This window comes from Kribbella sp. NPDC005582 (assembly GCF_040605415.1).
Lineage (GTDB): Bacteria > Actinomycetota > Actinomycetes > Propionibacteriales > Kribbellaceae > Kribbella.
In genome coordinates, this window is record NZ_JBEXCU010000002.1 from 780883 (window position 1) to 799810 (window position 18928).

The 18928-nt window shown below is 68.4% G+C and carries 20 protein-coding genes; 7 read left to right on the forward strand and 13 right to left on the reverse strand.

Annotated elements, in window-relative coordinates:
• The first annotated feature begins 113 nt into the window (after positions 1–113).
• Genes ABZS29_RS15250 through ABZS29_RS15260 form a run of 3 tightly spaced genes read left to right on the forward strand, consistent with a single transcriptional unit; the run spans position 114 to position 2381 of the window.
• Positions 114–557, forward strand: coding sequence for a DUF1707 domain-containing protein (locus ABZS29_RS15250; protein ID WP_355462208.1), 444 nt, complete (start codon positions 114–116; stop codon positions 555–557).
• Positions 554–967: a DUF6220 domain-containing protein gene (locus tag ABZS29_RS15255; RefSeq protein WP_355462210.1), complete on the forward strand. Its 414-nt coding sequence runs from the start codon at positions 554–556 to the stop codon at positions 965–967. The genes ABZS29_RS15250 and ABZS29_RS15255 overlap by 4 nt, the downstream gene beginning before the upstream one ends.
• Positions 960–2381, forward strand: a complete 1422-nt coding sequence (locus ABZS29_RS15260; RefSeq protein ID WP_355462212.1) for a multicopper oxidase family protein — start codon at positions 960–962, stop codon at positions 2379–2381. The genes ABZS29_RS15255 and ABZS29_RS15260 overlap by 8 nt, the downstream gene beginning before the upstream one ends.
• Here the strand turns inward: ABZS29_RS15260 and ABZS29_RS15265 are convergent.
• The 9 genes from ABZS29_RS15265 to ABZS29_RS15305 form a co-directional block, all read right to left on the reverse strand.
• On the reverse strand, positions 2363–3589 hold the full coding sequence (locus ABZS29_RS15265; protein WP_355462214.1) for an MFS transporter: 1227 nt from the start codon (positions 3587–3589) through the stop codon (positions 2363–2365). The genes ABZS29_RS15260 and ABZS29_RS15265 overlap by 19 nt on opposite strands.
• Positions 3590–3598: 9 nt before the next feature.
• On the reverse strand, positions 3599–4204 hold the full coding sequence (locus tag ABZS29_RS15270; protein ID WP_355462216.1) for a helix-turn-helix domain-containing protein: 606 nt from the start codon (positions 4202–4204) through the stop codon (positions 3599–3601).
• 39 nt (positions 4205–4243) lie between these two features.
• Entirely contained in the window at positions 4244–4459 is a 216-nt protein-coding gene (locus tag ABZS29_RS15275) for a hypothetical protein (RefSeq protein WP_355462218.1), read from the reverse strand.
• A gap of 93 nt (positions 4460–4552) precedes the next feature.
• Complete coding sequence (locus ABZS29_RS15280) at positions 4553–5650, reverse strand: sulfite oxidase (protein WP_355462220.1); 1098 nt, start codon at positions 5648–5650, stop codon at positions 4553–4555.
• Positions 5651–5687: 37 nt separating this feature from the next.
• Entirely contained in the window at positions 5688–6296 is a 609-nt protein-coding gene (locus tag ABZS29_RS15285; RefSeq protein WP_355462222.1) for a response regulator transcription factor, read from the reverse strand.
• Positions 6293–7417, reverse strand: coding sequence for a sensor histidine kinase (locus tag ABZS29_RS15290; protein ID WP_355462224.1), 1125 nt, complete (start codon positions 7415–7417; stop codon positions 6293–6295). Before ABZS29_RS15290 ends, ABZS29_RS15285 begins: the two co-directional genes overlap by 4 nt.
• Before the next feature lie 18 nt (positions 7418–7435).
• Complete coding sequence (locus ABZS29_RS15295; RefSeq protein WP_355462226.1) at positions 7436–8170, reverse strand: ABC transporter permease; 735 nt, start codon at positions 8168–8170, stop codon at positions 7436–7438.
• The gene (locus ABZS29_RS15300; RefSeq protein WP_355462228.1) at positions 8167–9066 is read right to left on the reverse strand and encodes an ABC transporter ATP-binding protein; all 900 of its coding nucleotides are present in this window, start codon (positions 9064–9066) and stop codon (positions 8167–8169) included. The genes ABZS29_RS15295 and ABZS29_RS15300 overlap by 4 nt, the downstream gene beginning before the upstream one ends.
• Positions 9067–9158: 92 nt before the next feature.
• A complete protein-coding gene (locus tag ABZS29_RS15305; protein WP_355462230.1) occupies positions 9159–9893 on the reverse strand; it encodes a DUF4328 domain-containing protein in 735 nt (244 codons plus the stop codon).
• 90 nt (positions 9894–9983) lie between these two features.
• On the opposite strand from ABZS29_RS15305, the gene ABZS29_RS15310 reads away from it, so the two are divergent.
• Positions 9984–10793, forward strand: coding sequence for an aminoglycoside phosphotransferase family protein (locus tag ABZS29_RS15310; protein ID WP_355462232.1), 810 nt, complete (start codon positions 9984–9986; stop codon positions 10791–10793).
• 26 nt (positions 10794–10819) lie between these two features.
• On the opposite strand, the gene ABZS29_RS15315 is transcribed toward ABZS29_RS15310, so the two are convergent.
• On the reverse strand, positions 10820–12211 hold the full coding sequence (locus ABZS29_RS15315) for a glycosyl hydrolase family 18 protein (RefSeq protein WP_355462234.1): 1392 nt from the start codon (positions 12209–12211) through the stop codon (positions 10820–10822).
• Between the two features lie 239 nt (positions 12212–12450).
• Complete coding sequence (locus ABZS29_RS15320; RefSeq protein WP_355462235.1) at positions 12451–13077, reverse strand: TetR/AcrR family transcriptional regulator; 627 nt, start codon at positions 13075–13077, stop codon at positions 12451–12453.
• A gap of 64 nt (positions 13078–13141) precedes the next feature.
• Between ABZS29_RS15320 and ABZS29_RS15325 the strand changes: the two genes are divergently transcribed.
• Positions 13142–14596, forward strand: coding sequence for an NAD(P)/FAD-dependent oxidoreductase (locus tag ABZS29_RS15325; protein WP_355462237.1), 1455 nt, complete (start codon positions 13142–13144; stop codon positions 14594–14596).
• Positions 14597–14647: 51 nt separating this feature from the next.
• Entirely contained in the window at positions 14648–15955 is a 1308-nt protein-coding gene (locus ABZS29_RS15330) for a hypothetical protein (protein WP_355462239.1), read from the forward strand.
• A gap of 150 nt (positions 15956–16105) precedes the next feature.
• On the opposite strand, the gene ABZS29_RS15335 is transcribed toward ABZS29_RS15330, so the two are convergent.
• Entirely contained in the window at positions 16106–17182 is a 1077-nt protein-coding gene (locus ABZS29_RS15335; protein WP_355462240.1) for an aldo/keto reductase, read from the reverse strand.
• A 111-nt stretch (positions 17183–17293) separates the two neighbouring features.
• On the opposite strand from ABZS29_RS15335, the gene ABZS29_RS15340 reads away from it, so the two are divergent.
• Positions 17294–18145, forward strand: a complete 852-nt coding sequence (locus ABZS29_RS15340; protein ID WP_355462242.1) for a helix-turn-helix transcriptional regulator — start codon at positions 17294–17296, stop codon at positions 18143–18145.
• A gap of 4 nt (positions 18146–18149) precedes the next feature.
• On the opposite strand, the gene ABZS29_RS15345 is transcribed toward ABZS29_RS15340, so the two are convergent.
• A complete protein-coding gene (locus tag ABZS29_RS15345) occupies positions 18150–18896 on the reverse strand; it encodes a MerR family transcriptional regulator (protein ID WP_355462244.1) in 747 nt (248 codons plus the stop codon).
• Positions 18897–18928: the final 32 nt, after the last annotated feature.

An 18928-nucleotide genomic window follows, 5' to 3' on the forward strand; every position in this document is an offset into this window, starting at 1 on the left:
GTGGGGTGCGCCTGCGGGGGTAGGCGAGGAGCCGCCGTCGAGCCGACGCGGTGCGGGGTGCTGTCGCGACACGATCGGTGCAGTCGAACAACTGCGAGCACCGAGGGAGTGTCATGAGCGACATGCGGATTGGGGACGCCGAGCGGGAGGAGGCGGTCCGGCGGCTGGGGGAGCACTACGAGGCCGGACGGCTGAGTGCGGACGAGCACTCGGAGCGGGTCGAGGCCGCACTGCGAGCCAGGACGAACGACGAGTTGGGGGCGGTGTTCGCGGACCTGCCGTTCGAGCAGCAGCAGGCCGAGGCGCCGCGTCAGGCCCGGCCGGGTAGTTCGTTGTTCGGAACGCTTCCGCGGCCGCTGCTGGTGGCGTTGGGGGTCGTCGCGGTGCTGGCGTCGGTCGCGTGCGCGGTGTTCGCGGGTCATCCGCATGCGGGGGTCTGGGGCGGCGGCCACCCGCACGGGGGGCCCTGGGGTGCTGGGCATCCGCATCCGCCGGTGTTGCCGATCCTGGCGGTCGTGGCCGGTGTCCTGATCTACCGGAAGCGGCGGACGGCATGAGAAACGTGTATCGAGTGGTCGCGATCCTGATCTCGGTCGCGGTCGGGCTGCAGGTGGCGTCGATCGCGCTGTCCGGATTCACCGTGGCCAAGGATGCGAACGACGGGGCCGCGATCGGCGCCGACTACAGCAACTTCGGGCAGACCTACCACAGCGTGGCCGGGATGGTGATCGGGCTGCTGGCGCTGATCCTGCTGGTGGTCTCGTTCCTGACCGATGTGCCGCGCGGGCGGATGCTGGCCGGGGTGATCGTCGGGTTGGTGGCGGTGCAGTTCGTGCTCGCGACAGTGTCGTTCGGGCTGCCGGCGCTGGGCGTGCTGCACGGGCTCAACGGGCTGGCGATCGGTGCGGTGGCCGGGGCGGCCACTGGTCGGGCCGCAGCGCCGCGGCCGCTCGCGACCAGTGCGTAAGAGACGAGGGCGGCTGGTCGCTCTGGGGATCGTCATGGCGGTGCTGATACCGCTGGGCTATCTCTGGGCGACCAGCCTTGTCCCGGGCACGTACAACCCCGCCGACATGGGGTACGCCGACTACGGCGGCGGGGTGGCCGGTGGGCACGAGCACCACCACCAGGCCGCGAGCATTGCTGAGCTGACCGGACCCAAGACCGGTACGCCGGACGTCGCGGTCACACTCGTTGCTCGCAAGGAGAAGAAGGGCCTGGCCGGGTACACGCTCAACGGCAGCTCGCCGGGACCACTAATCCGTGCCGAGAGCGGCGCTCTCGTTCAAGTGACGCTGGTCAACGAATCCGTCCCGGACGGCGCGACTCTGCATTGGCACGGCATCGACGTACCGAACGCGGAGGACGGTGTCGCCGGGGTGACGCAGGACGCCGTACCGATCGGTGGGCGGCATGTCTACCGCTTTCGCGCCGAGGACGCGGGGACGTACTGGTATCACTCGCATCAGGTGTCGAGCGATCAGGTCAAGGGTGGTCTGTTCGGTCCGATCGTGATCGCGCCGAAGGCTCCTGGTGAGGTGCTGGCCACGATCCACACGTACGACGGCAAGCGGACGATCAACGGCCAGATGGGTTCGCAGCGCGTCGAGTTGCCGGCCGGAACGACGGCGCGGCTGCGGGTGATCAACACCGACAACGCGATTCTCCGGGTGGGCGTGACGGGGGCGGCGTACAAGGTGGTTGCGGTGGACGGGCGGGAGGTCAAGGGGCCGACGCCGGTGACCAAGGCCTATGCGCTGGCGGCGGGCGGTCGCGTGGATCTCGAGGCTGTAGTCCCCGCGGGTGGGATGAGCTTGGTGGCGGGCACGAGTGCTCTGTCGCTCAAGATCGGACCCGGCGACGGACCGGTGGGTGAGTTGCCGGCTGAGACGGTCGATTTGTTGAGTTATGGAAAGCGGGCGCCTCTTGGCTTCGACCCCGCGAAGGCGGACCGGCGGTTCGAGTACCGGATCGGCCGGCGGATCGGCTTCCTGGACGGCGTTCCGGGGTTGTGGTGGACGATCAACGGTCACAAGTTCCCCGACGTGCCGATGTACATGGTTGCCGAGGGCGACATTGTCCGGATGACCATCAGCAACACCAGTGGACAGTCCCACCCGATGCACCTGCACGGCCATCACGCCGTCGTACTGACTCGCAACGGCACTCCGTCGACCGGTTCACCCTGGTGGACCGACACCGTTGAAGTCGGCAACAACGAGACCTACGAGATCGCCTTCCGCGCCGACAACCCCGGCCTCTGGATGGACCACTGCCACAACCTCCCGCACGCCTCCGAAGGCCTCATGACCCACCTCATGTACGCCGGCTACACCACGCCGTACCAAATAGGCGGCACCACTCACAACGAGCCCGAGTGAACCTCCTCCGGTACGGCGGGGACCGGGCGGAGCAGTTGGCCGCGGAGCATCACGGCCAGGTACACGACCGCTCCGGTGATGACGACGGCCATCATCGCGAAGATGACGTGGTAGCTGATCAGCGAGACGAGCATGGCGCCGAGGGCGAGGCTGATGGCTTGGGGGCTGCCCATGACGACTTCGGCGGCGGTCGAGACGCGGCCCATCAGGCGGAGCGGGGTACGCCGCTGGATCAGGGTCATGAACGAGACGATGATCAGCGGGATGGCGTAGCCGAGGAGCGGGACGTCGATCAGGAAGACCGTCAGGTTCTCGGTGGCGGCGATGACGGCGAGGGAGGCGGCGAGGGCCAGGGCGCCGACGGCGAAGGCGCCGACCTCGCCGATGCGGCGTACCCACCAGGTGGCCGTGAGGCCGCCGAGCAGGGCGCCGATGCCTTGGACGGTCACGATGACGCTGACGAACTCGACCGGTTTGCCGAAGACGTCGACGATCGCGTAGATCGAGGCTTCGGTGAAGCCGAGGACGAGGAGCAGCAGGCCGAGGCCGACCAGGGTGTGGCGCAGGATGCGGTCGGACCAGAGGTGTTTGATGCCGCCGCTGAGTTCGTGGAACCAGTTGCCGTGGGCGGGTTCGGGTTTGCGGTCCGGGAGCGTCATCGAGCCGATGATGATCGCGGCGGCGAGGAAGGTCGCCGCGTCGACCAGGGCGACTGCCCAGCCGCCGATCCAGGCGAAGAGGCCGGCGCCGATGATCGGGCCGATCAGGCGGAAGCCCTCCTTGACGGTCTGCAGTGAGGAGTTCGCCGAGACGAGTTGCTCGTCGGCGACGATCTCCTTGAGCAGGCCGTTCAGTGCGGCCGGCAGCACGATCATCGAGATGCCGTAGAGGAACGCGACGACCCAGACGATCCAGACGTCACCCGCGTCGCGGACCAGCGTGAGCGGCAGGACGGCGATCGCCGAGGCCAGGCTGCCCCAGGCGAGCACGCGGCGCGGCGGCAGCCGGTCGACGTACAGGCCGAAGAGCGGAGCGAGGAAGGTCGGGACGACCATCCAGAAGAAGGTCAGGCCGGCCTGGGCGTTGGAGCCGGTCAGGCTCTTCACCCACATGCTCAGGACGAGCAGCATCACCGAGTCGCCGAACATCGACGTCGACATGCCGGCGAACAACCGGCGGAACGCGGGCTGGGCGAACATCGCGCGCATCGGACTACCTCACTGTGCGGAAGGGGTCGGGTCGGCCAGGCCGTACGTCGGCACGCCCCAGGACATGAACGCGCAGAGCCGGGATCCCGGCGGGCGGAGCGACGGGTCCTGGTGCCGGTCGAAGTGCTCCATCAGGGCCTCGCGAACGGCGAGGTTCGCCGCCTCGAGCTCCTCGGCGGTCAGCCACATCATCGACTGTGTGCTGGTGGCGGCAGTGCGCCACTCGGCAGGCTCGTCGGCGGCGCGCGCTTGGCTCTCCATCAGCCGATCGACCTCGCGGGCGACCAGCACCTCGGTCAGCGCCTGACCGGCGAGCTGCAGGTCCGCGCCCTGCGGACCGTCCGCCTCCTCGCCCCAGGTCATCCCGAGGTGCGTGACCTGCCACGGCCGCTGCCGGCCGGTACCGCCGGCCGCCTCCTCGACGAACCCGTACTCCGCCAGCTTGCGCAGGTGCCACGAGCAGTTCGCCGGCGTCTCGTCGAGCCGCTCACCGACCTCGGTCGCGGTCATCGCGCCGTTCACCGACAACTGTTCGATGATCGCGATCCGGACCGGGTGTGCGACCGCGCGCAGCGTCCGGGCGTCAGTGATCCGCCTTTGAGTACTCTCGTCCATGCGTCGAAAGTACTCTTTCGAAAGAGGTGTTGCAATAGGTTAGGAGGCTTGATCCTGGACGGCGGGTGGGCGCCGGCGCATCGCAGCGATCCGGCTGCAGGCGGCCTCGATCGCAGCCCGCTGGCTGGCGTAGGAGCCGCACCACAGCGGGTTGTCGGGTTGCGGAAACAGTCCGTCGTCGATGTCGGCGTACCACTCGTCCGCCGTCCGGAAGATCCGCGCGTGCAGGTGCAGTTGCTCGTCCGACTCGTTCACCGCATCACTCCTGCTAGCTCACTCCTGCAGGGAGAACCGTGTCCTCCTCCAGAATGTGCCGCCGGTAGGGCCGAAGCCGCCAGCGACACGCGGTCAGGTGACGAGGACGGTCAGCCGCTGCGCGCTGTTGTTGGCGAACCCGCCGCGGTTCCACGGCGCCTCAACTGGTTGCTCACGGCCACTTCTGTCGACGGCGCGCACCGTGAGCACGTGCTCGCCCGGCGTCGCCTTCCAGTCGTAGCTGAACGACCGCCAGGCCAGTGCGTCGTTGCCCAAAGCATCGAGTTTGGCCGGACTCCAGGTGACGCCGGCGTCGGTGCTCACCTCGACCCGCTCGATCGGCGCCCAGCCGGACCACGCCTTGCCTTCGAGCGTGACGGTGCCGGCGGCAACGAACCGGTGCCGGCTCATGAAGTCCGGGAACCCCGGCGGGATCAGCAGCGCCCGCGGCTCGATCCGGGTGACCGCCGTACCGAGCTCGTCGGCTTCCTGCCGGATCCGGTAGGCGACCGCGTTCTGGAAGCCGTCGAACTCATGGTCGATCAATTCGATCGACCGCAACCACTTCACGCTGGCCATCCCGTACCACCCCGGTACGACGAGTCGCAGCGGATACCCGTGTTGCGGTGGCAGCGGATCGCCGTTCATCTCCCAGGCGACGATCGCATCGGCCTTCATCGCCTCGCCGAGCGACAGGCCACGCTGGTAGTCCTGCTCGACCCCGCGCTCGATCCCGTGATCGGCTCCCGTGAACACCACATCCACGGCGTCCGGCCGCACCCCGGCATTCCGCAGCAGGTCGGCCAACGGCACGCCGGTCCACTCCGCCGTACCGACTGCTTCGTTGAGCCAGGGCTGGCTGATCGGCCGCGGCTGCAGCGACGCGCGCCCGTTGCCCGCGCACTCCAACGTCACCCGAACCGTCCGTCGCCCCATCGCGCGCAACTCGGTCAGCCCGAACGACATCGGTTGCTCAACGCACCCGTCCACCTCCAGCCGCCACGTCGCCGCGCTCCCCGCCGGAATGTCGTAGTGCACCAGCACGTAGTGCAGCCCCGCCGGCGTCACGTCGTACCGCAGCGCCTCCAGCGGAATCCCATGATTCCGCGCCGCCAGCTGCAACTCGTCCCCGGTGATCCCCTCACCGGTGTCCGCCAACCGCCCCCGAACACTGAAGCCCTCGATCGACATGATTCCTCCCTGTCATCACCCTAGGTGGGCAGGGGCATCAGAGCCAGCCGTTGTCTAGGGCTATGCGGGCGGCCTCGGCTCGCGTTCGGGCGCCGGTTTTGCCGATGGCGGCGGAGAGGTGGTTGCGGACGGTTCCTTCGGAGAGGTGGAGATCTTTGGCGATATCGGCGACGGTGCCGCCTTCGCGGGCGGCGCGGAGGACGTCGGACTCGCGGCCGGTGAGGGGGCTGGTGCCGGCGACCAGGGTTTCGGCGGCGAGCGAGGGGTCGACGACGCGGAGGCCTTGGTGGACTCGGCGGACGGCGTCGGCGAGTTGGGCGGCGGGGGTGTCCTTCACGACGAAGCCGGCGGCGCCGGCCTCCATGGCGCGGCGGAGGTAGCCGGGGCGGCCGAAGGTGGTCACCATCAGGATCCGAACCCCCGGTACGGCGGCGCGCAACGCGGCCGCGGCCTCGATGCCGTCGAGCCCGGGCATCTCCACGTCCAGCAGCGCGACATCCGGCGTACTGACTTTGGCGGCGGCGATCACCTCGTCACCGCGGCCGACCTCGGACACGACCTCGAGATCGGCCTCGAGATCCAGCAGGGCCGCCAGCGCTCCGCGGACGAGCGCTTGGTCGTCGGCGATCAACAAGCGAATGGTCATGGGGTCACCTTGACAGCCAGGCGGAATCCGCCGGTCGGGGCCTGGCCTACCTGGAGGGCGGCGCCGGCTTGGTCTGCTCGTTCGCGGAGGCCCATCAGGCCGTGGCCGGAGGGGGGCGAGTCGGGGGTGGGGCCCTTGCCGTCGTCGAGGACCTCGATCTGGCGGGCGGCGAGCCGGATGGTGCAGCGTTTGGCACCGGAGTGCCGGATGACGTTGGTGACGCCTTCGCGGACGACCCAGGCGAAGAGTTCGCGGTTCTCCTCGGGGACCTCGTCCATGGTGGTCGGGAGGTCGGGCTTGATCTCGGCAGCCTGCAAGGCGGTCCGGGCCGAGACGAGTTCACCGGCGAGACTCAGCTCGCGGTAGCCGGCGACGGCAGCCCGTACGTCGGCGAGCGCGGCGCGGGCGAGGCTCTCGACGTCGGCGACCTCGGCCGCCGCCTTGTCGGGGTTGACCTCGATCAGCCGACCGGCCAGCTCGGCCTTGACCGTGATGACGGTCAGCGAGTGGCCGAGGATGTCGTGCAGGTCGCGAGCGAACCGGTTGCGTTCCTCCTGCACCGCGAGCTTGGCCATGTCCTCCCGCGTCCTGGCCAGTTCGGAGGCGCGCTGCATCGACAGCCGCATCGCGAAGACGGCGAGACCGCCGAGGAAGATCGCGAATCCGTAGCTACCGTCGTCCGACCAGCCGGGCACCACGCGCATCGCCAGTTCGGCGCCGCCGAGCAGCAGCAGGACGGCCACCACACCCAGGGGCAACTGCAGCGTGAGCACCGCGGTCGCGGCGATGTAGACGATGCAGGTGAGCGCGGTCTGCCCGGCGGTCAGGGTCAGGAGCAGCGCCAGTGCCAGCATGAAGACCAGATAGCCCAGCCGCTGCCACAACGGTGACGGATTCGGCCGGAACTTCTGCCAGCGCAGTACGCCGAAGAAGGCGACGTACGAGAGCGCGAAGGCGAGCAGGTTCAGCAGACCGAGGATCCGGGTGACGCCGTGCTGGGTCTGCCAGATCTCGGTCAGTGGCTGGACGAGGTAGAACAGCCAGACCGCCACCGCGAGGAAACCCCACCGGCCGGGCGGCCGGCCTTCCTCGGCGATGACGGCCGGCAGGGTTCGTTTCATGGAACTCACGGTAGGCGATCAGGCCCGCGCGGTGTCGGCGCGGAACCGGCGCAGCGCGACGAAGCCGAGGACGACGGTCCAGCCGAGGACCACCAGCAGCGCCTGAGTGTCGACGCCGCCCGCGGTCAATGCGCTGCGCGAGGTCAGCCCGGTCCAGTACGCCGGGGTCAGCTGCGCGATGTGCCTCATTGCCGACGGCATCTGCTCGACCGGGAACCACAGTCCGCCGAAGGCGGCGATCAGCATCGTCGCCAGTCCGGTGATCGGCTGGACGCTGTCCGGCTTGGCGACGTACCCGATGACGAGGCCGATCGCGGCGAACGGCAGGGCGCCGAGCCAGGAGACGAGCGCGACGGTGAGCCACTGGCCGGCGTCGAGGTGGACGCCGCCGACGATCATCCCGAACAGGAACACCACCAGCAGCGGCGGGATCGAGATCAGCAGCGACAGGACCACCTTGCTGATCACGTAGGCCTGCGGCTTCAGTGGGGTGAGCCGCAGCGTCCGGTTCCAGCCGCCGTCGCGTTCGGCCGCGATCACGCCACCGCTGCTCATCGCGGCCGACATCGAGCCGAACATCGCCATACTGACCATCACGTAGGCGATCGCGGAGATGCCGCCCTCGGTCGCGTCCTTGGGGATGTTCAGGCCGAAGACCGCGAACAGGACCAGGGGCATCAGGATCGCGAAGATCATCACCCGCCGGTTCCGCAGGGTGCGGCGGATGTCGAACATCAGATAGGTGCGGTTCATGCGAGGCTCTCCTCTTGCGCACCGATCGCGAGTACGGCGTCCTCGAGGTCGGCCGACGTCACTTCGATGTCATGGGCGTTGGTCTTGGTGATCAGGTAGCGCAACGTGTTGTCGGAGTCCGCGCACTGCAGTAGCACGACGTCGCCGCGCGTCTCGACGTTGCGTACGCCGGGCAGCGACGCGAGCGTGCCGAGATCGGCGCCGGGAACCGTTGCGCGGATGGTGCGGCCGGAGACGCCCGCCTTGATCTGCGCGGCGGTGCCGTCGGCAACGATCTTGCCGTTGCGCATCAGTACGATGCGGTCGGCGTACGCGTCGGCCTCTTCGAGGTAGTGGGTGGCGAAGAGGACGGTTCGGCCGCGGGCGGTCTCGGCGTGCATCGACGCCCAGAAGTCGCGGCGGGACTCGACGTCCATGCCGGTCGTCGGTTCGTCCAGCACGATCAGGTCGGGCTGCGGGATGATCGCCATCGCGAACCGCACCCGCTGCTTCTGACCGCCGGACAGACCCTTCATCTTGCGGTCGTAGAGATCGCCGATGCCCGCGCGGTCGAGCGCCTCGCTGACCGGCATCGGCTTGGTGTGCAGGCCGGCCACGAGGTTCAGCAGTTCGCCGACCTTGGCGTCCTCGATGATGCCGCCGCTCTGCAGCATCACTCCGACCTGACCTTTGGCGATCGCTTCCTCCGGCGTAGTGTCGTACACGCGGACGCTGCCCTGGTCCGGTCGCACCAGCCCGAGCAGCATCTCGATCGTGGTCGACTTCCCGGCGCCGTTCGGCCCCAGCAGCGCCACGACCTCACCGGCCCGGATGCTCAGATCCACCCCGGCGACCGCCTGCACCGCCCCGTACTTCTTGGTCACGCCCGTCAGGCTGACCGCAGTCGTTGTCGTCATACGAAAAGTCTCTGGCTGGACGCCGTCGCACCCCTCGCTCAGCCGTCACGACAACCCCGTGACATCCGTCAGACCGCTCTCAGGGTCGGTTCTCAGGGTTGGGCTTCAGGGTTCGCCCACCAAGGGATCGGCGGGCGCGAGGCCTGGTCGCCGTTGATCGTGATGATCACCCGGATCGCGAGGAAGGCGGCGATGCAGCAGAGGATGCTGCTGAGGCTAGCCAATGCGGCCGCGGTCTGTAGACCGGTGACCACGGCGGAGCCGGTTCCCGACACGGCGGCGTTGGTCAGCATCGCCGCGAGCCAGCCGGTGACGGCTTGCAGGATCCAGAAGACCCACCAGCTCGACACCTCGGGAGAGCGCCGGGTCTTGAGCCACACGCCGCGCGTCGAGGTCCACGGGTCGCTGGCCACGGCGACGTCGTTGACCACGTGACGCGGCATCCAGAACGAAGCGATGGGAACGAACCAGGCGCCGATCACCCACCCACGCCCGTACCGGTGCCGGGCATCGCAGAAGAACTCGGCGTTCTCGCGGGCGCGCCACAACCAGATGATGAACAGCACAGCCGCAATCAGCAGTGTGCCGAGATAGATGGCGGTCGTCAGCAAGGTGAAACGGTCGGCAGCTTCCAGCTCCGCTGTGCCGGTCGGTGCATCGACATACCGCGCGACAACGGACGCCGTGCGCCAGTCGGCGACGTTCGTCACGACGTTGGCCACCGTGGCCAGCGCAATCGCCACGGACGCGGCGACGCCGTACCCGGGGTCCTGACGGAAACGCGGTCCTCGCGCGACCTGAGGTTGTTGTGCACTGGCTGGATACATGACCAGCTCCCTTCGTCCGTTCCTATCCTGCGGACGAAGTCCTCGGCAGAGGCGGCCGCGACCGGAAGCTGTCACGCGATACTGGCTGGCGTGACTCCTCCTGTGCCGTTGCGGCTCGATCGGTTCCCCGCGGGGGAGGTGCGGCGTACGGCGTTGGTTGGTGGGATCACGTCGCCGTCGGTGGAGTTGGTGCGGATCGGCGAGTTGGAGCTAGTCGCGAAGCGGGCTACGCCGGCTGAGGCGGTGGCGTTGCGGTTGTTGCCGGGGGAGCCGAGGTTTCCACGGTTGTACGACGCGGGGGTGGATGAGGACGGGGATTGGGTGGTGACGTCGTACGCCGCGGGGCAGGTGCTGGATTGGCAGGCGGAGCCGCCGGGGGAGGTTTATGCGGCGTTGGCGCGGCTGCATGTCCGGTACGCCGGATGCGAGCTGCCGGACGTGCTGCCTCGGGTGGACGCGGAGTTCTTGCGGATGTCGTTCGGGAGGTTCGCGTGGGACGGCGTTCTGAGGGTCGACCATCCGGTTCGTGAGCAGGCGTTGGCGATGCTCGACCTCTTCGGGACGGATGAGCGGTTGATCGCGGCGCTCGACGTACTGCCGACGACGTTGCTGCACGGTGATGTGTACGGCGGCAATGTCGTGGGGACGCGGCTGATCGACTGGGGGAGCGCGCGAGTCGGGCCGGCCGAGTTGGACGTGACGATGGCAGGCGGTGAGCGGGCGCTGGCGGCGTACCGGGCTGCTGGTGGCGTGGTTTCGGAGTTGGGACTCGCGTGGGGGCGTGCGGTGAACAGTGCGATGTTCGTCGGGGTGGTTGCGCAGCGGTCTGCCGAGCAGGCGGAGCTGATGGTGCGGGAGGGGCTGCGGGCGTTCGACGAGGTCGGTCCGGGGACCACCTGAGGGGGTCCCCGGACCGATCGATCAGGTCAGGCCGGGAGCGTCCAGATCTGGTTGCTGCTGGCCGCGCAGTCCCAGATCTGCAACCGGGTGCCGTCGGCCGAGCTCGGTCCGGTCGCGTCGAGGCAGCGGCCGGAGCTCGGGTTGCGGAGGTTGCCGTTGCTTTGCGCCTGCCAGCTCTGGGCGCCGGTGCCGTTGCAGTCGTAGAGCTGCGTGACGGTGCCGTTCGCGGTTCCGGCCGCGGCGATGTCGAGGCACTTGCCGAGGGCGCGGATCGTGCCGTCGGAACCGACCGTCCAGGTTTGGGCGGCCGAGCCGTTGCAGGTCCAGAGCTGGACGGCGGTCGAGTTCGCACTGTTGCCGCCGGCAACATCAACGCACTTGCCGGCGATGCCGGTGATCGGGCCGGTCTTGCCGGTCGGCGGGTTCTGGGTGCCGCCGGCGGCGTCGAAGATCGCGCTGACCAGCGAGAGGCTGCCGGTGGCGTCCTGGGACAGCTCCCAGTTCATGATGCCGCCGGCGTTCGCGACCGCCCACTGGGTCTTGCGCTTGATGGTCGGAATGCCGTTGTAGCACTGCTGACCGCCGTTGTTGTAGCAGTCCACGTTCGCGTTGGCGGGGTTCGCCGCGACGATGTCCTTGTAGGCCACGTAGGTCGGCCGGCTGTAGAACGGGACGCCGAGGACGGTCTTGGCCTTCGGCAGACCGCGGTTCTTCCAGAAGTTCGCCGAGGCGATCGACCAGTCGTAGTTCGCGTGCGGGCTGCCGCCGTCGTACGCCATGATGTTGAGCCAGTCGACGGCGTTGAAGACGGCCGGCTGGATGCCGTTCGCGGTCGAACCTTCGGAGACGACGGCGGCGGTGAGCAGCTTGCCGTTGTTGTGCAGCGTGGTGCTCAACTGCTGCATCAGCAGCGTGTAGCGATCGCCCGAGGTGCCCGGATCCGGGTACTCCCAGTCGATGTCGACGCCGTCCAGGTCGTACTGGTTGATGGCGCCCATGACGGCGTTCACGAACGTGGTGCGGGACCCGGAGTTCGCGGCGAGCGCCTCGAAGTTGGAGTCGTTGCCGTCGTTCCAGCCGCCGATGGCCAGCGACACCTTGACACCGTTCTGGTGCGCGAGGCTGACCAGCTGGTTCAGTTTGCCGGGGTCGGGGATGGCCTGCAGCGAACCGTTGGAGTTCGGCAGTGCGAACGAGTAGTTGATGTGGGTGAGCTTGCTGTACTGGATCGCGGTGACGCTGCCCGACCAGGACGGCATGTAGCCGACGCTCTTGAATCCGGCCGGCAAGGCGGCGGCAGCGGTGGCGGCGGCCGGAGCGGCCTCGGCCTCCGGGGCGGAGGCGGTGTTGATCAACCCGGCGGTACCGGTGACCAGGGCCAGGGCTGCGAGAGCCAGGCGACTTCGGGAAAACTTCATGGGGGCGGTGTCCTTTCGGAGGGGACCCCCGGGCAGCAGCCAGCGAACGGTCGACTCGGCACCTTCCGGGGGCAGTTGTTGCGAAGGCGAAGATAAGAAAAGATCTGACCGAAGTGCCGCTAGTTTGCTGGTCGTGCCCACCGTCGTCAAGGTGTCGTGACAAGCCAGAATGCGCATTCTCGCGCCGGATGGAAAACCCCGCTGGGAAAGCGGTACCGGGTTCGGACAACGATTGCCGGTTAGGTCGTGCTGAGGGTTTTCAGGCCTTGCCAGAGGAGTTCGTGCAGGGTGCGGGCGACCTTTTCCGGGGGCGGCGGATTCGGGGTGCGGGTGCGCCAGACGGCGAGGCGTTCGGTGGCGCCGGAGATGGACTGCGCGAGGATCTCGATCTCGTCGGTGTCGGCCGGGCGGTTCGGCGGCAGGTTGAGGCGGACCATCGTGGAGATGAGTTCGACGAAGGCGTTGCGCACTTCGTCGGTCGCCGCGGCCATCGGTCCGGCGGCGAGCATGCCTTCGTCGATCAGCACCGACCAGGCCTGCGGGTGGTCGTCGAGGAACTGGAACCACGCGACGAAGCCGGCGTACAGGGCGTCCTCAGCATCGGTGGCGGCCGGTACGGCGTCGGAGACGGTCTCGAGCAGGTTCGCGCGGAGCCGCGCCAGGCAGGCGAGGAATAGTCCGTCCTTCGAGCCGTAGTACTGGTAGATCAGCGGTTTCGAGACCCCGACCGCGGCGGCGACATCGTCCATCGAGGTGCCCTGGTAGCCGCGTTCGCCGAAGATCCGCTCGGCGGCGGCGAGGATCTCGCGCTCGCGGGCGGCGCGGTCGCGGCGGCGTTTCGGCGGCTGCTCGGTGGTGGACGTCACTTGCGTAGCGTAACTGACTCCGAGTAACTTACTGCGAGTAAGTTCGCTCCCGAGGAGGTCGGTCATGGAGAACAGGCACCGGATCGTGGTGATCGGCACCGGCTTCGCCGGCATCGGCATGGCGGTCCGCCTCAAGCAGGCCGGGTACGACGACTTCGTGGTGCTCGAGCGGGCGCACGACGTCGGTGGCACCTGGCGCGACAACACCTACCCGGGCTGTCGCTGCGACGTACCGTCGCATCTGTACTCGTTCTCCTTCGCGCCGAACCCCGAGTGGTCGTCGACGTTCTCCCCGCAACCCGAGATCGAGCAGTACCTCCGCGACGTCACCGACCGGTACGACGTTCGCCGGCACATCCGGTTCGGGCACACCGTCGAGTCGGCGTACTGGGCGGACGGCGAGTGGCGGATCCGCACCGACCAAGGTGATTTCGTCGCCCAGTTCCTGCTGTCCGGGATGGGCCCGCTGGCCGAGCCGGCGGTCCCGAAACTCCCTGGGATCGAGGACTTCGAGGGTGAGGTCTTCCACTCCGCGCGCTGGAACCACGACCTCGATCTCGCCGGCCGCAAGGTCGCCGTGATCGGCACCGGCGCCTCCGCGATCCAGTTCGTGCCCGCCATCCAGCCCGAGGTCGAGGAACTGCACCTGTTCCAGCGGACGCCGCCGTGGGTGATGCCGCGGCCGGACCGCAAGATCACCGCGACCGAGAAGTCGGTCTACCGCAAGTTTCCCCTGGTGCAGAAGGCGGTTCGGACCGCGATCTACTGGGCGCGCGAGTCGATGGTGCTCGGCTTCACCAAGCTGCCCGCGATCATGAAGCAGGCGCAGAAGGTCGCCGAAAAGCACCTCGAGCACCAGGTCCGCGACCCGAAGCTGCGCGCCAAGCTGACCCCCGACTTCACCCTGGGCTGCAAGCGCGTGCTGATTTCCGACGACTACTACCCGGCGCTCGCGCAGCCGAACGTCGAGGTCGTCACCGACGGCATTGCCGAGGTCACGCCGACCGGCGTGGTCACCGATCAGGGCGTGAAGCACGAGGTCGACACGATCATCTACGGCACGGGCTTCCGGGTGACCGACCTGCCGGTGATGGACATGGTGCACGGCCGCGACGGGCTGTCCCTGCGCACCGCGTGGTCCGACGGCATGGAGGCCCACCTTGGTACGGCGGTCGCCGGCTTCCCGAACTTCTTCCTGCTGATCGGCCCCAACACCGGCCTCGGTCACAGCTCGATGGTCTTCATGATCGAGTCCCAGATCGCCTACATCCTGGACGCGCTGAAGACGATCGACGCCCGCGGTCTGCGCGAGGTCGAGGTGCGGCCCGAGGTGCAGCGCGCCTTCGTCGACGGCGTCCGGTCCTCGATGAAGAACACGGTCTGGACCCGCGGCGGCTGCACGAGCTGGTACCTCGACGCCCAGGGCCGCAACACGACGCTCTGGCCGACCTTCACCTTCCGGTTCCGGCAGCTCACCCGGCAGTTCGATCCGGCCGATTACCAGACCCTCGCTATGTGACATCGTGCGTGTTACATTCGATCAGTCAGATAGCTGATCGGAGGGTGCCGCGTGCTGGAGCTCCTGGTGCCGATGCATGGGATCGGCGGTCGCGGCGACCTGCCGGTCCCGCTCTGGCTGGCGATCTACTCGGCCGGCGCCGCGGTGGCCGTTTCGTTCTTCGCGCTCGCGGCCTTCTGGTCGCGCCCGCGTTTCGAGCCCGCCGGCGGTACGGCGCTCACTCGGCTCACCCGCCTCGTCGACAGCAAGCCGGTGCGCTGGTTGCTCAAGCTGGCCGGCCTGCTGGCTCTGGTTCTGCTGATCGGCGCCGCGTGGTTCGGTAGCGACTCACCCGCGCAGAATCCGGCGCCGACCTGGCTCTACGTGTGGATCTGGGTCGGCATCATCCCGCTCTCCCTGCTCTTCGGCCCGATCTGGCGGCTCGCCAACCCGCTGCGCACCATCGCGGGCCTGGTACGGCGAACGTCGTACCGGCGGTTGCCGGAGGGGATCGCGTACTGGCCGGCGGTGGCTGGGCTGGCCGGCTTCCTCTGGCTGGAACTCGTCTATCCGGATGCCTCCGAACCGCTCGTGGTCGCGGCCTTCGTCACGGTCTACGCGGTGGCGAATGTTGCCGCAGGCATCGTTTATGGACCGGCCTGGTTCGGCATCGGCGACTCCTTCGAGGTGTACGCCGAGGTCCTGGCGCGGTTGAGCCCGCTCGCCCGCAGCGCCGACGGGCAACTGGTGATCCGCAATCCACTGGCCGGATTGGCGACACTTCCGCAACGGCCGGGGATCGTTGCCCTGCTCTGTCTGTTGCTCGGGTCAACAGCTTTCGATGGGATTTCTCGCTGGTCCGCTTGGACGAGCCGTACCGGCGAACTGAACCATGTTGTCGTCTACACGCTCGGGCTGCTGGTTGCGGTGGCGATCGTGACCGCCCTCTTCGTCTTCGCGGCCCGCACCACCGGCACGGCGGACATCCGGCCCGGCGCGGTCGGCGACGCCGGACTGCCGGGCGCGTTCGTGCACTCGCTGGTCCCGATCGCTATCGGCTATGCGGTGGCGCATTACTTCTCGTTCGCGATGTTCCAGGGCCAGGAGGGTCTGCTGCTCGCGACCGACCCGTTCGGCCGCGGCTGGGATCTGCTTGGGACCAGCGGAACGCGGATCGACTACGCGTTTCTCGGGACCGGCGTGATCGCCGGCGTACAGATCGGCGCGATCGTGCTCGGACACGTACTAGGGGTGGTGTCCGCGCACGATCGCGCGGCCGGGCTGTTCCGGCGGCGGCAACTGCGGCAAGCGCAGTACCCGATGCTGGCGGCGATGGTCGCCTTCACCGCCGGCGGGATCGCGCTGGTGACGGCCTCATGATCGCGCTGCACATGGGCGGCATCCCGGAGACCGCGATGGTCCTTGGCCCGATTCTGCTGATCATCGCGTTCATTCGGATTGCCCGCCGCCACGAGGGCCTCGAGGCTGACGACGACTGGAATGCCGACCTCGGTGATCTCCCGCCGGAAGTCAGTGAGGAATCCGGTCCGACTCGATCCGCAGATCGGCCTGAACCACGCTCCGGGTCAACGGACGCTGCAGGAACTCGTGCGGGAAGCCGAGCTCGATCGCGCTGACCGCTTCCAGCTCGGCGAGATCCTCGGCGCCGAGCTCCACGTCGAGTGCGGTGAGGTTCTGCTCGAGCTGCTGGAGGGTGCGGGCGCCGATGATCGGCGAGGTGACGCCGGGGTTCACCAGGGTCCAGGCCAGGGCGACCTGGGCCGGGGTCCAACCGTTGCGCTCGGCAACCTTCTTGACGACCTCGGCGATACCCAGCGTGCGTTCCGTGAGTGCGCCGTTGCCGGCGGCCACGTTCTTCCGGGTCCCGGCCGCGCTCGCCTCACCGCCGCCGTGATCCAGGTCGGCCGCCGTGTACTTGCCGGTCAGCACGCCGCTGGCCAGCGGTGACCAGGGGAGTACGCCGAGGCCCAGTTCGCGCGCCATCGGGATCAGCTCCCGCTCGATGGTTCGCTCGACCAGGCTGTACTCGACCTGGAGCGCGACCAGCGGGCTCCAGCCTCGCAGGTCCGCGATCGCCTGCATCCGCGAGATCTGCCACGCCGGTGCGTCCGAGATGCCGACGTACAGGACCTTGCCCTGGCTGACCAGGTCGTCCATCGCGCGCAGGATCTCCTCGACCGGCGTGGTGAAGTCCCACGCGTGCAGGTAGAGCAGGTCGATGTAGTCGGTCTGCAGGTTGCGCAGACTGCGCTCGACCGAGCGGACCATGCTCTTGCGGTGGTTGCCGCCGGCGTTCGGGTCCTTCGGGTTGGTGATCATCGTGTACTTCGTGGCCAGCACGAGCTGGTCGCGGCGGTTCTGCGTGAGCTGGCCGAGCAACTGCTCGGAGGTGCCGTTGGTGTACATGTTCGCGGTGTCGACGAAGTTGCCGCCGCGGTCCATGTACGTGTCCAGGATCCGCTGGGCCTCGGCCTTGTCGGTACCCCAGCCCCAGTCCTCGCCGAACGTCATCGTGCCCAGCGACAGCGGGGAGACGCGCAGGCCGGAGCGGCCGAGCAGCCGGTAGGTGTCGAGTGTGGTGCTCACTGAAGTCCTCTTTCCGTGGGGTGGTGACACCACCTTCGTCCGGGCCGCGGCCGGGGGTAAGGGAAGGTTCATCCTGGGACTGGCCCTCCCACCTTCCGTAAAGTTGGTTGTATGACCGTCGACGTGGCTCAGGAACTCGCCGTCTTCCTCCGCGCCTGCCGGGAGCGGTTGAGTCCCACGGAGGCAGGCGTGGTCCGCGCCGGCCGCGCCCGCCGTACGCCGGGATTGCGGCGGGAGGAGGTCGCCGAGCTGGCCGGAGTGAGCGTCGACTACGTGATCCGGCTGGAGCAGGGGCGCGGGCTACGACCGTCGGCCGAGGTGCTGGAGGCGCTGGCGCGGGCGCTGCGGTTGTCCGATGACGAGCATGCTTATGTTTTCGACCTGACTCGGCAGTGGACCGCCGTACGACGTCAGCCGCAGCCCGAGTCGGGTTCGCTGGCGGCGCTGGTGCAGGCGCTGTCGCCATTACCGGCGATGCTGGTCAACCACCGCTTCGACATCCGCGCGTGGAACCCGGAGTGCGCCGTGCTGATGCTCGACTTCGCCGGGGTTGCGCCAGAGCGCCGCAACGCGATGATCCTCTGCACGCTCGAACCCGTCTTCCACGAGTACTACACCGACCGCGAGCGCATCCTCCGCGAAGGCATCGCCGACCTGCGCGCGGCCTGGGCGGCCCACCCCGACGACGAGGACCTGGCCGATCTGGTGCGGATGCTCTGCTCCGAGAGCGCCGAGTTCACCGATCTGTGGGAGCGCCGCGACGTCAAGGTGAAGAGCACCGGCCGCAAACGCCTCAACCACCCCGACGTCGGCCGCTTCACGATCGAGTACGACGTGCTGACGCCGCTCGGCGACACCGCCCAGCGACTCGTCGTCTACAAGGCCGTCGACGCGGTCGCCCAGCAGGCCCTCGACCGAATCGCCACCATCGCCGCCCAGAACCACCGCGCCCTGGCCGGCTGATCGGTCAGCCGGTGGAGGGGAGTTCTTTGGGGGCTACGCCTAGTTCCTCGTAGGCGACCAGTTCGATCTCGCGGCCCATTGCTTCGCGGAACGAGGCGACGAGGGCCTGGCCGGCGAGCGGGATGATGCCTTCGAGGGTGCGCTGGATTTCGGGCCAGCCGTCGGGTGGCAGGCCTGCGTCGGCGAACTGGCGCCAGACGGTGCTGCGGAACAGCTCGACGTACACCTTGGCGACGGCGTCGGCGTGGTGGAGGAGCTTGGGCAGCATCTCGAAGATGGCGTCCAGCGGGACGCCGAGCTTGATCACCTCGAGGCCGGTGCGGAGCAGGTCCGGGTTCGGGATCCGGAGGCGGTCGTCCTCCTCGCGCTCGGCGATACCGAGCTCGATCAGCTTCTCGATGGTGGCGGGGTCGTGCGGGATGCCGGCGCGGTCGGCGAGCTGCTGCTCGGTGATCACCTCGGGTTCGGTCGGCGACCAGGGGTTCACCAGGGTCTCGAAGACGCCGAGCGCCATCGCGCCGTCGGGCAGGTCGCTCAGCATCCGCTCGACGGCGGCCAGCGTGTAGCCCTTGTCGAGCAGTTCGCGAACCAGTGTGAGCCGGGCGACGTGGTCGTGACCGTAGTAGCCGGTGCGACCGACCAGCCGCGGCGGCGGGATCAGGCCACGCCCGGCATACGCCCGGACATTGCGCACCGTCATGCCCACCTTGGCGGCGAGCTGGTCGACCGTGAGCTCCTCGTCTGCTTCCACCCTTGACAGTCTTCCAGATCCCACGTTACATA

What these genes read in the sequence shown, in the direction of transcription:
- ABZS29_RS15250 (WP_355462208.1), top strand. Translation starts at nt 114, where the DNA reads ATGAGCGACATGCGGATTGGGGACGCCGAGCGGGAGGAGGCGGTCCGG.
- ABZS29_RS15255 (WP_355462210.1), top strand. Translation starts at nt 554, where the DNA reads ATGAGAAACGTGTATCGAGTGGTCGCGATCCTGATCTCGGTCGCGGTC.
- ABZS29_RS15265 (WP_355462214.1), bottom strand. Translation starts at nt 3,589, where the DNA reads ATGCGCGCGATGTTCGCCCAGCCCGCGTTCCGCCGGTTGTTCGCCGGC.
- ABZS29_RS15270 (WP_355462216.1), bottom strand. Translation starts at nt 4,204, where the DNA reads ATGGACGAGAGTACTCAAAGGCGGATCACTGACGCCCGGACGCTGCGC.
- ABZS29_RS15280 (WP_355462220.1), bottom strand. Translation starts at nt 5,650, where the DNA reads ATGTCGATCGAGGGCTTCAGTGTTCGGGGGCGGTTGGCGGACACCGGT.
- ABZS29_RS15285 (WP_355462222.1), bottom strand. Translation starts at nt 6,296, where the DNA reads ATGACCATTCGCTTGTTGATCGCCGACGACCAAGCGCTCGTCCGCGGA.
- ABZS29_RS15290 (WP_355462224.1), bottom strand. Translation starts at nt 7,417, where the DNA reads ATGAAACGAACCCTGCCGGCCGTCATCGCCGAGGAAGGCCGGCCGCCC.
- ABZS29_RS15295 (WP_355462226.1), bottom strand. Translation starts at nt 8,170, where the DNA reads ATGAACCGCACCTATCTGATGTTCGACATCCGCCGCACCCTGCGGAAC.
- ABZS29_RS15300 (WP_355462228.1), bottom strand. Translation starts at nt 9,066, where the DNA reads ATGACGACAACGACTGCGGTCAGCCTGACGGGCGTGACCAAGAAGTAC.
- ABZS29_RS15305 (WP_355462230.1), bottom strand. Translation starts at nt 9,893, where the DNA reads ATGTATCCAGCCAGTGCACAACAACCTCAGGTCGCGCGAGGACCGCGT.
- ABZS29_RS15315 (WP_355462234.1), bottom strand. Translation starts at nt 12,211, where the DNA reads ATGAAGTTTTCCCGAAGTCGCCTGGCTCTCGCAGCCCTGGCCCTGGTC.
- ABZS29_RS15325 (WP_355462237.1), top strand. Translation starts at nt 13,142, where the DNA reads ATGGAGAACAGGCACCGGATCGTGGTGATCGGCACCGGCTTCGCCGGC.
- ABZS29_RS15340 (WP_355462242.1), top strand. Translation starts at nt 17,294, where the DNA reads ATGACCGTCGACGTGGCTCAGGAACTCGCCGTCTTCCTCCGCGCCTGC.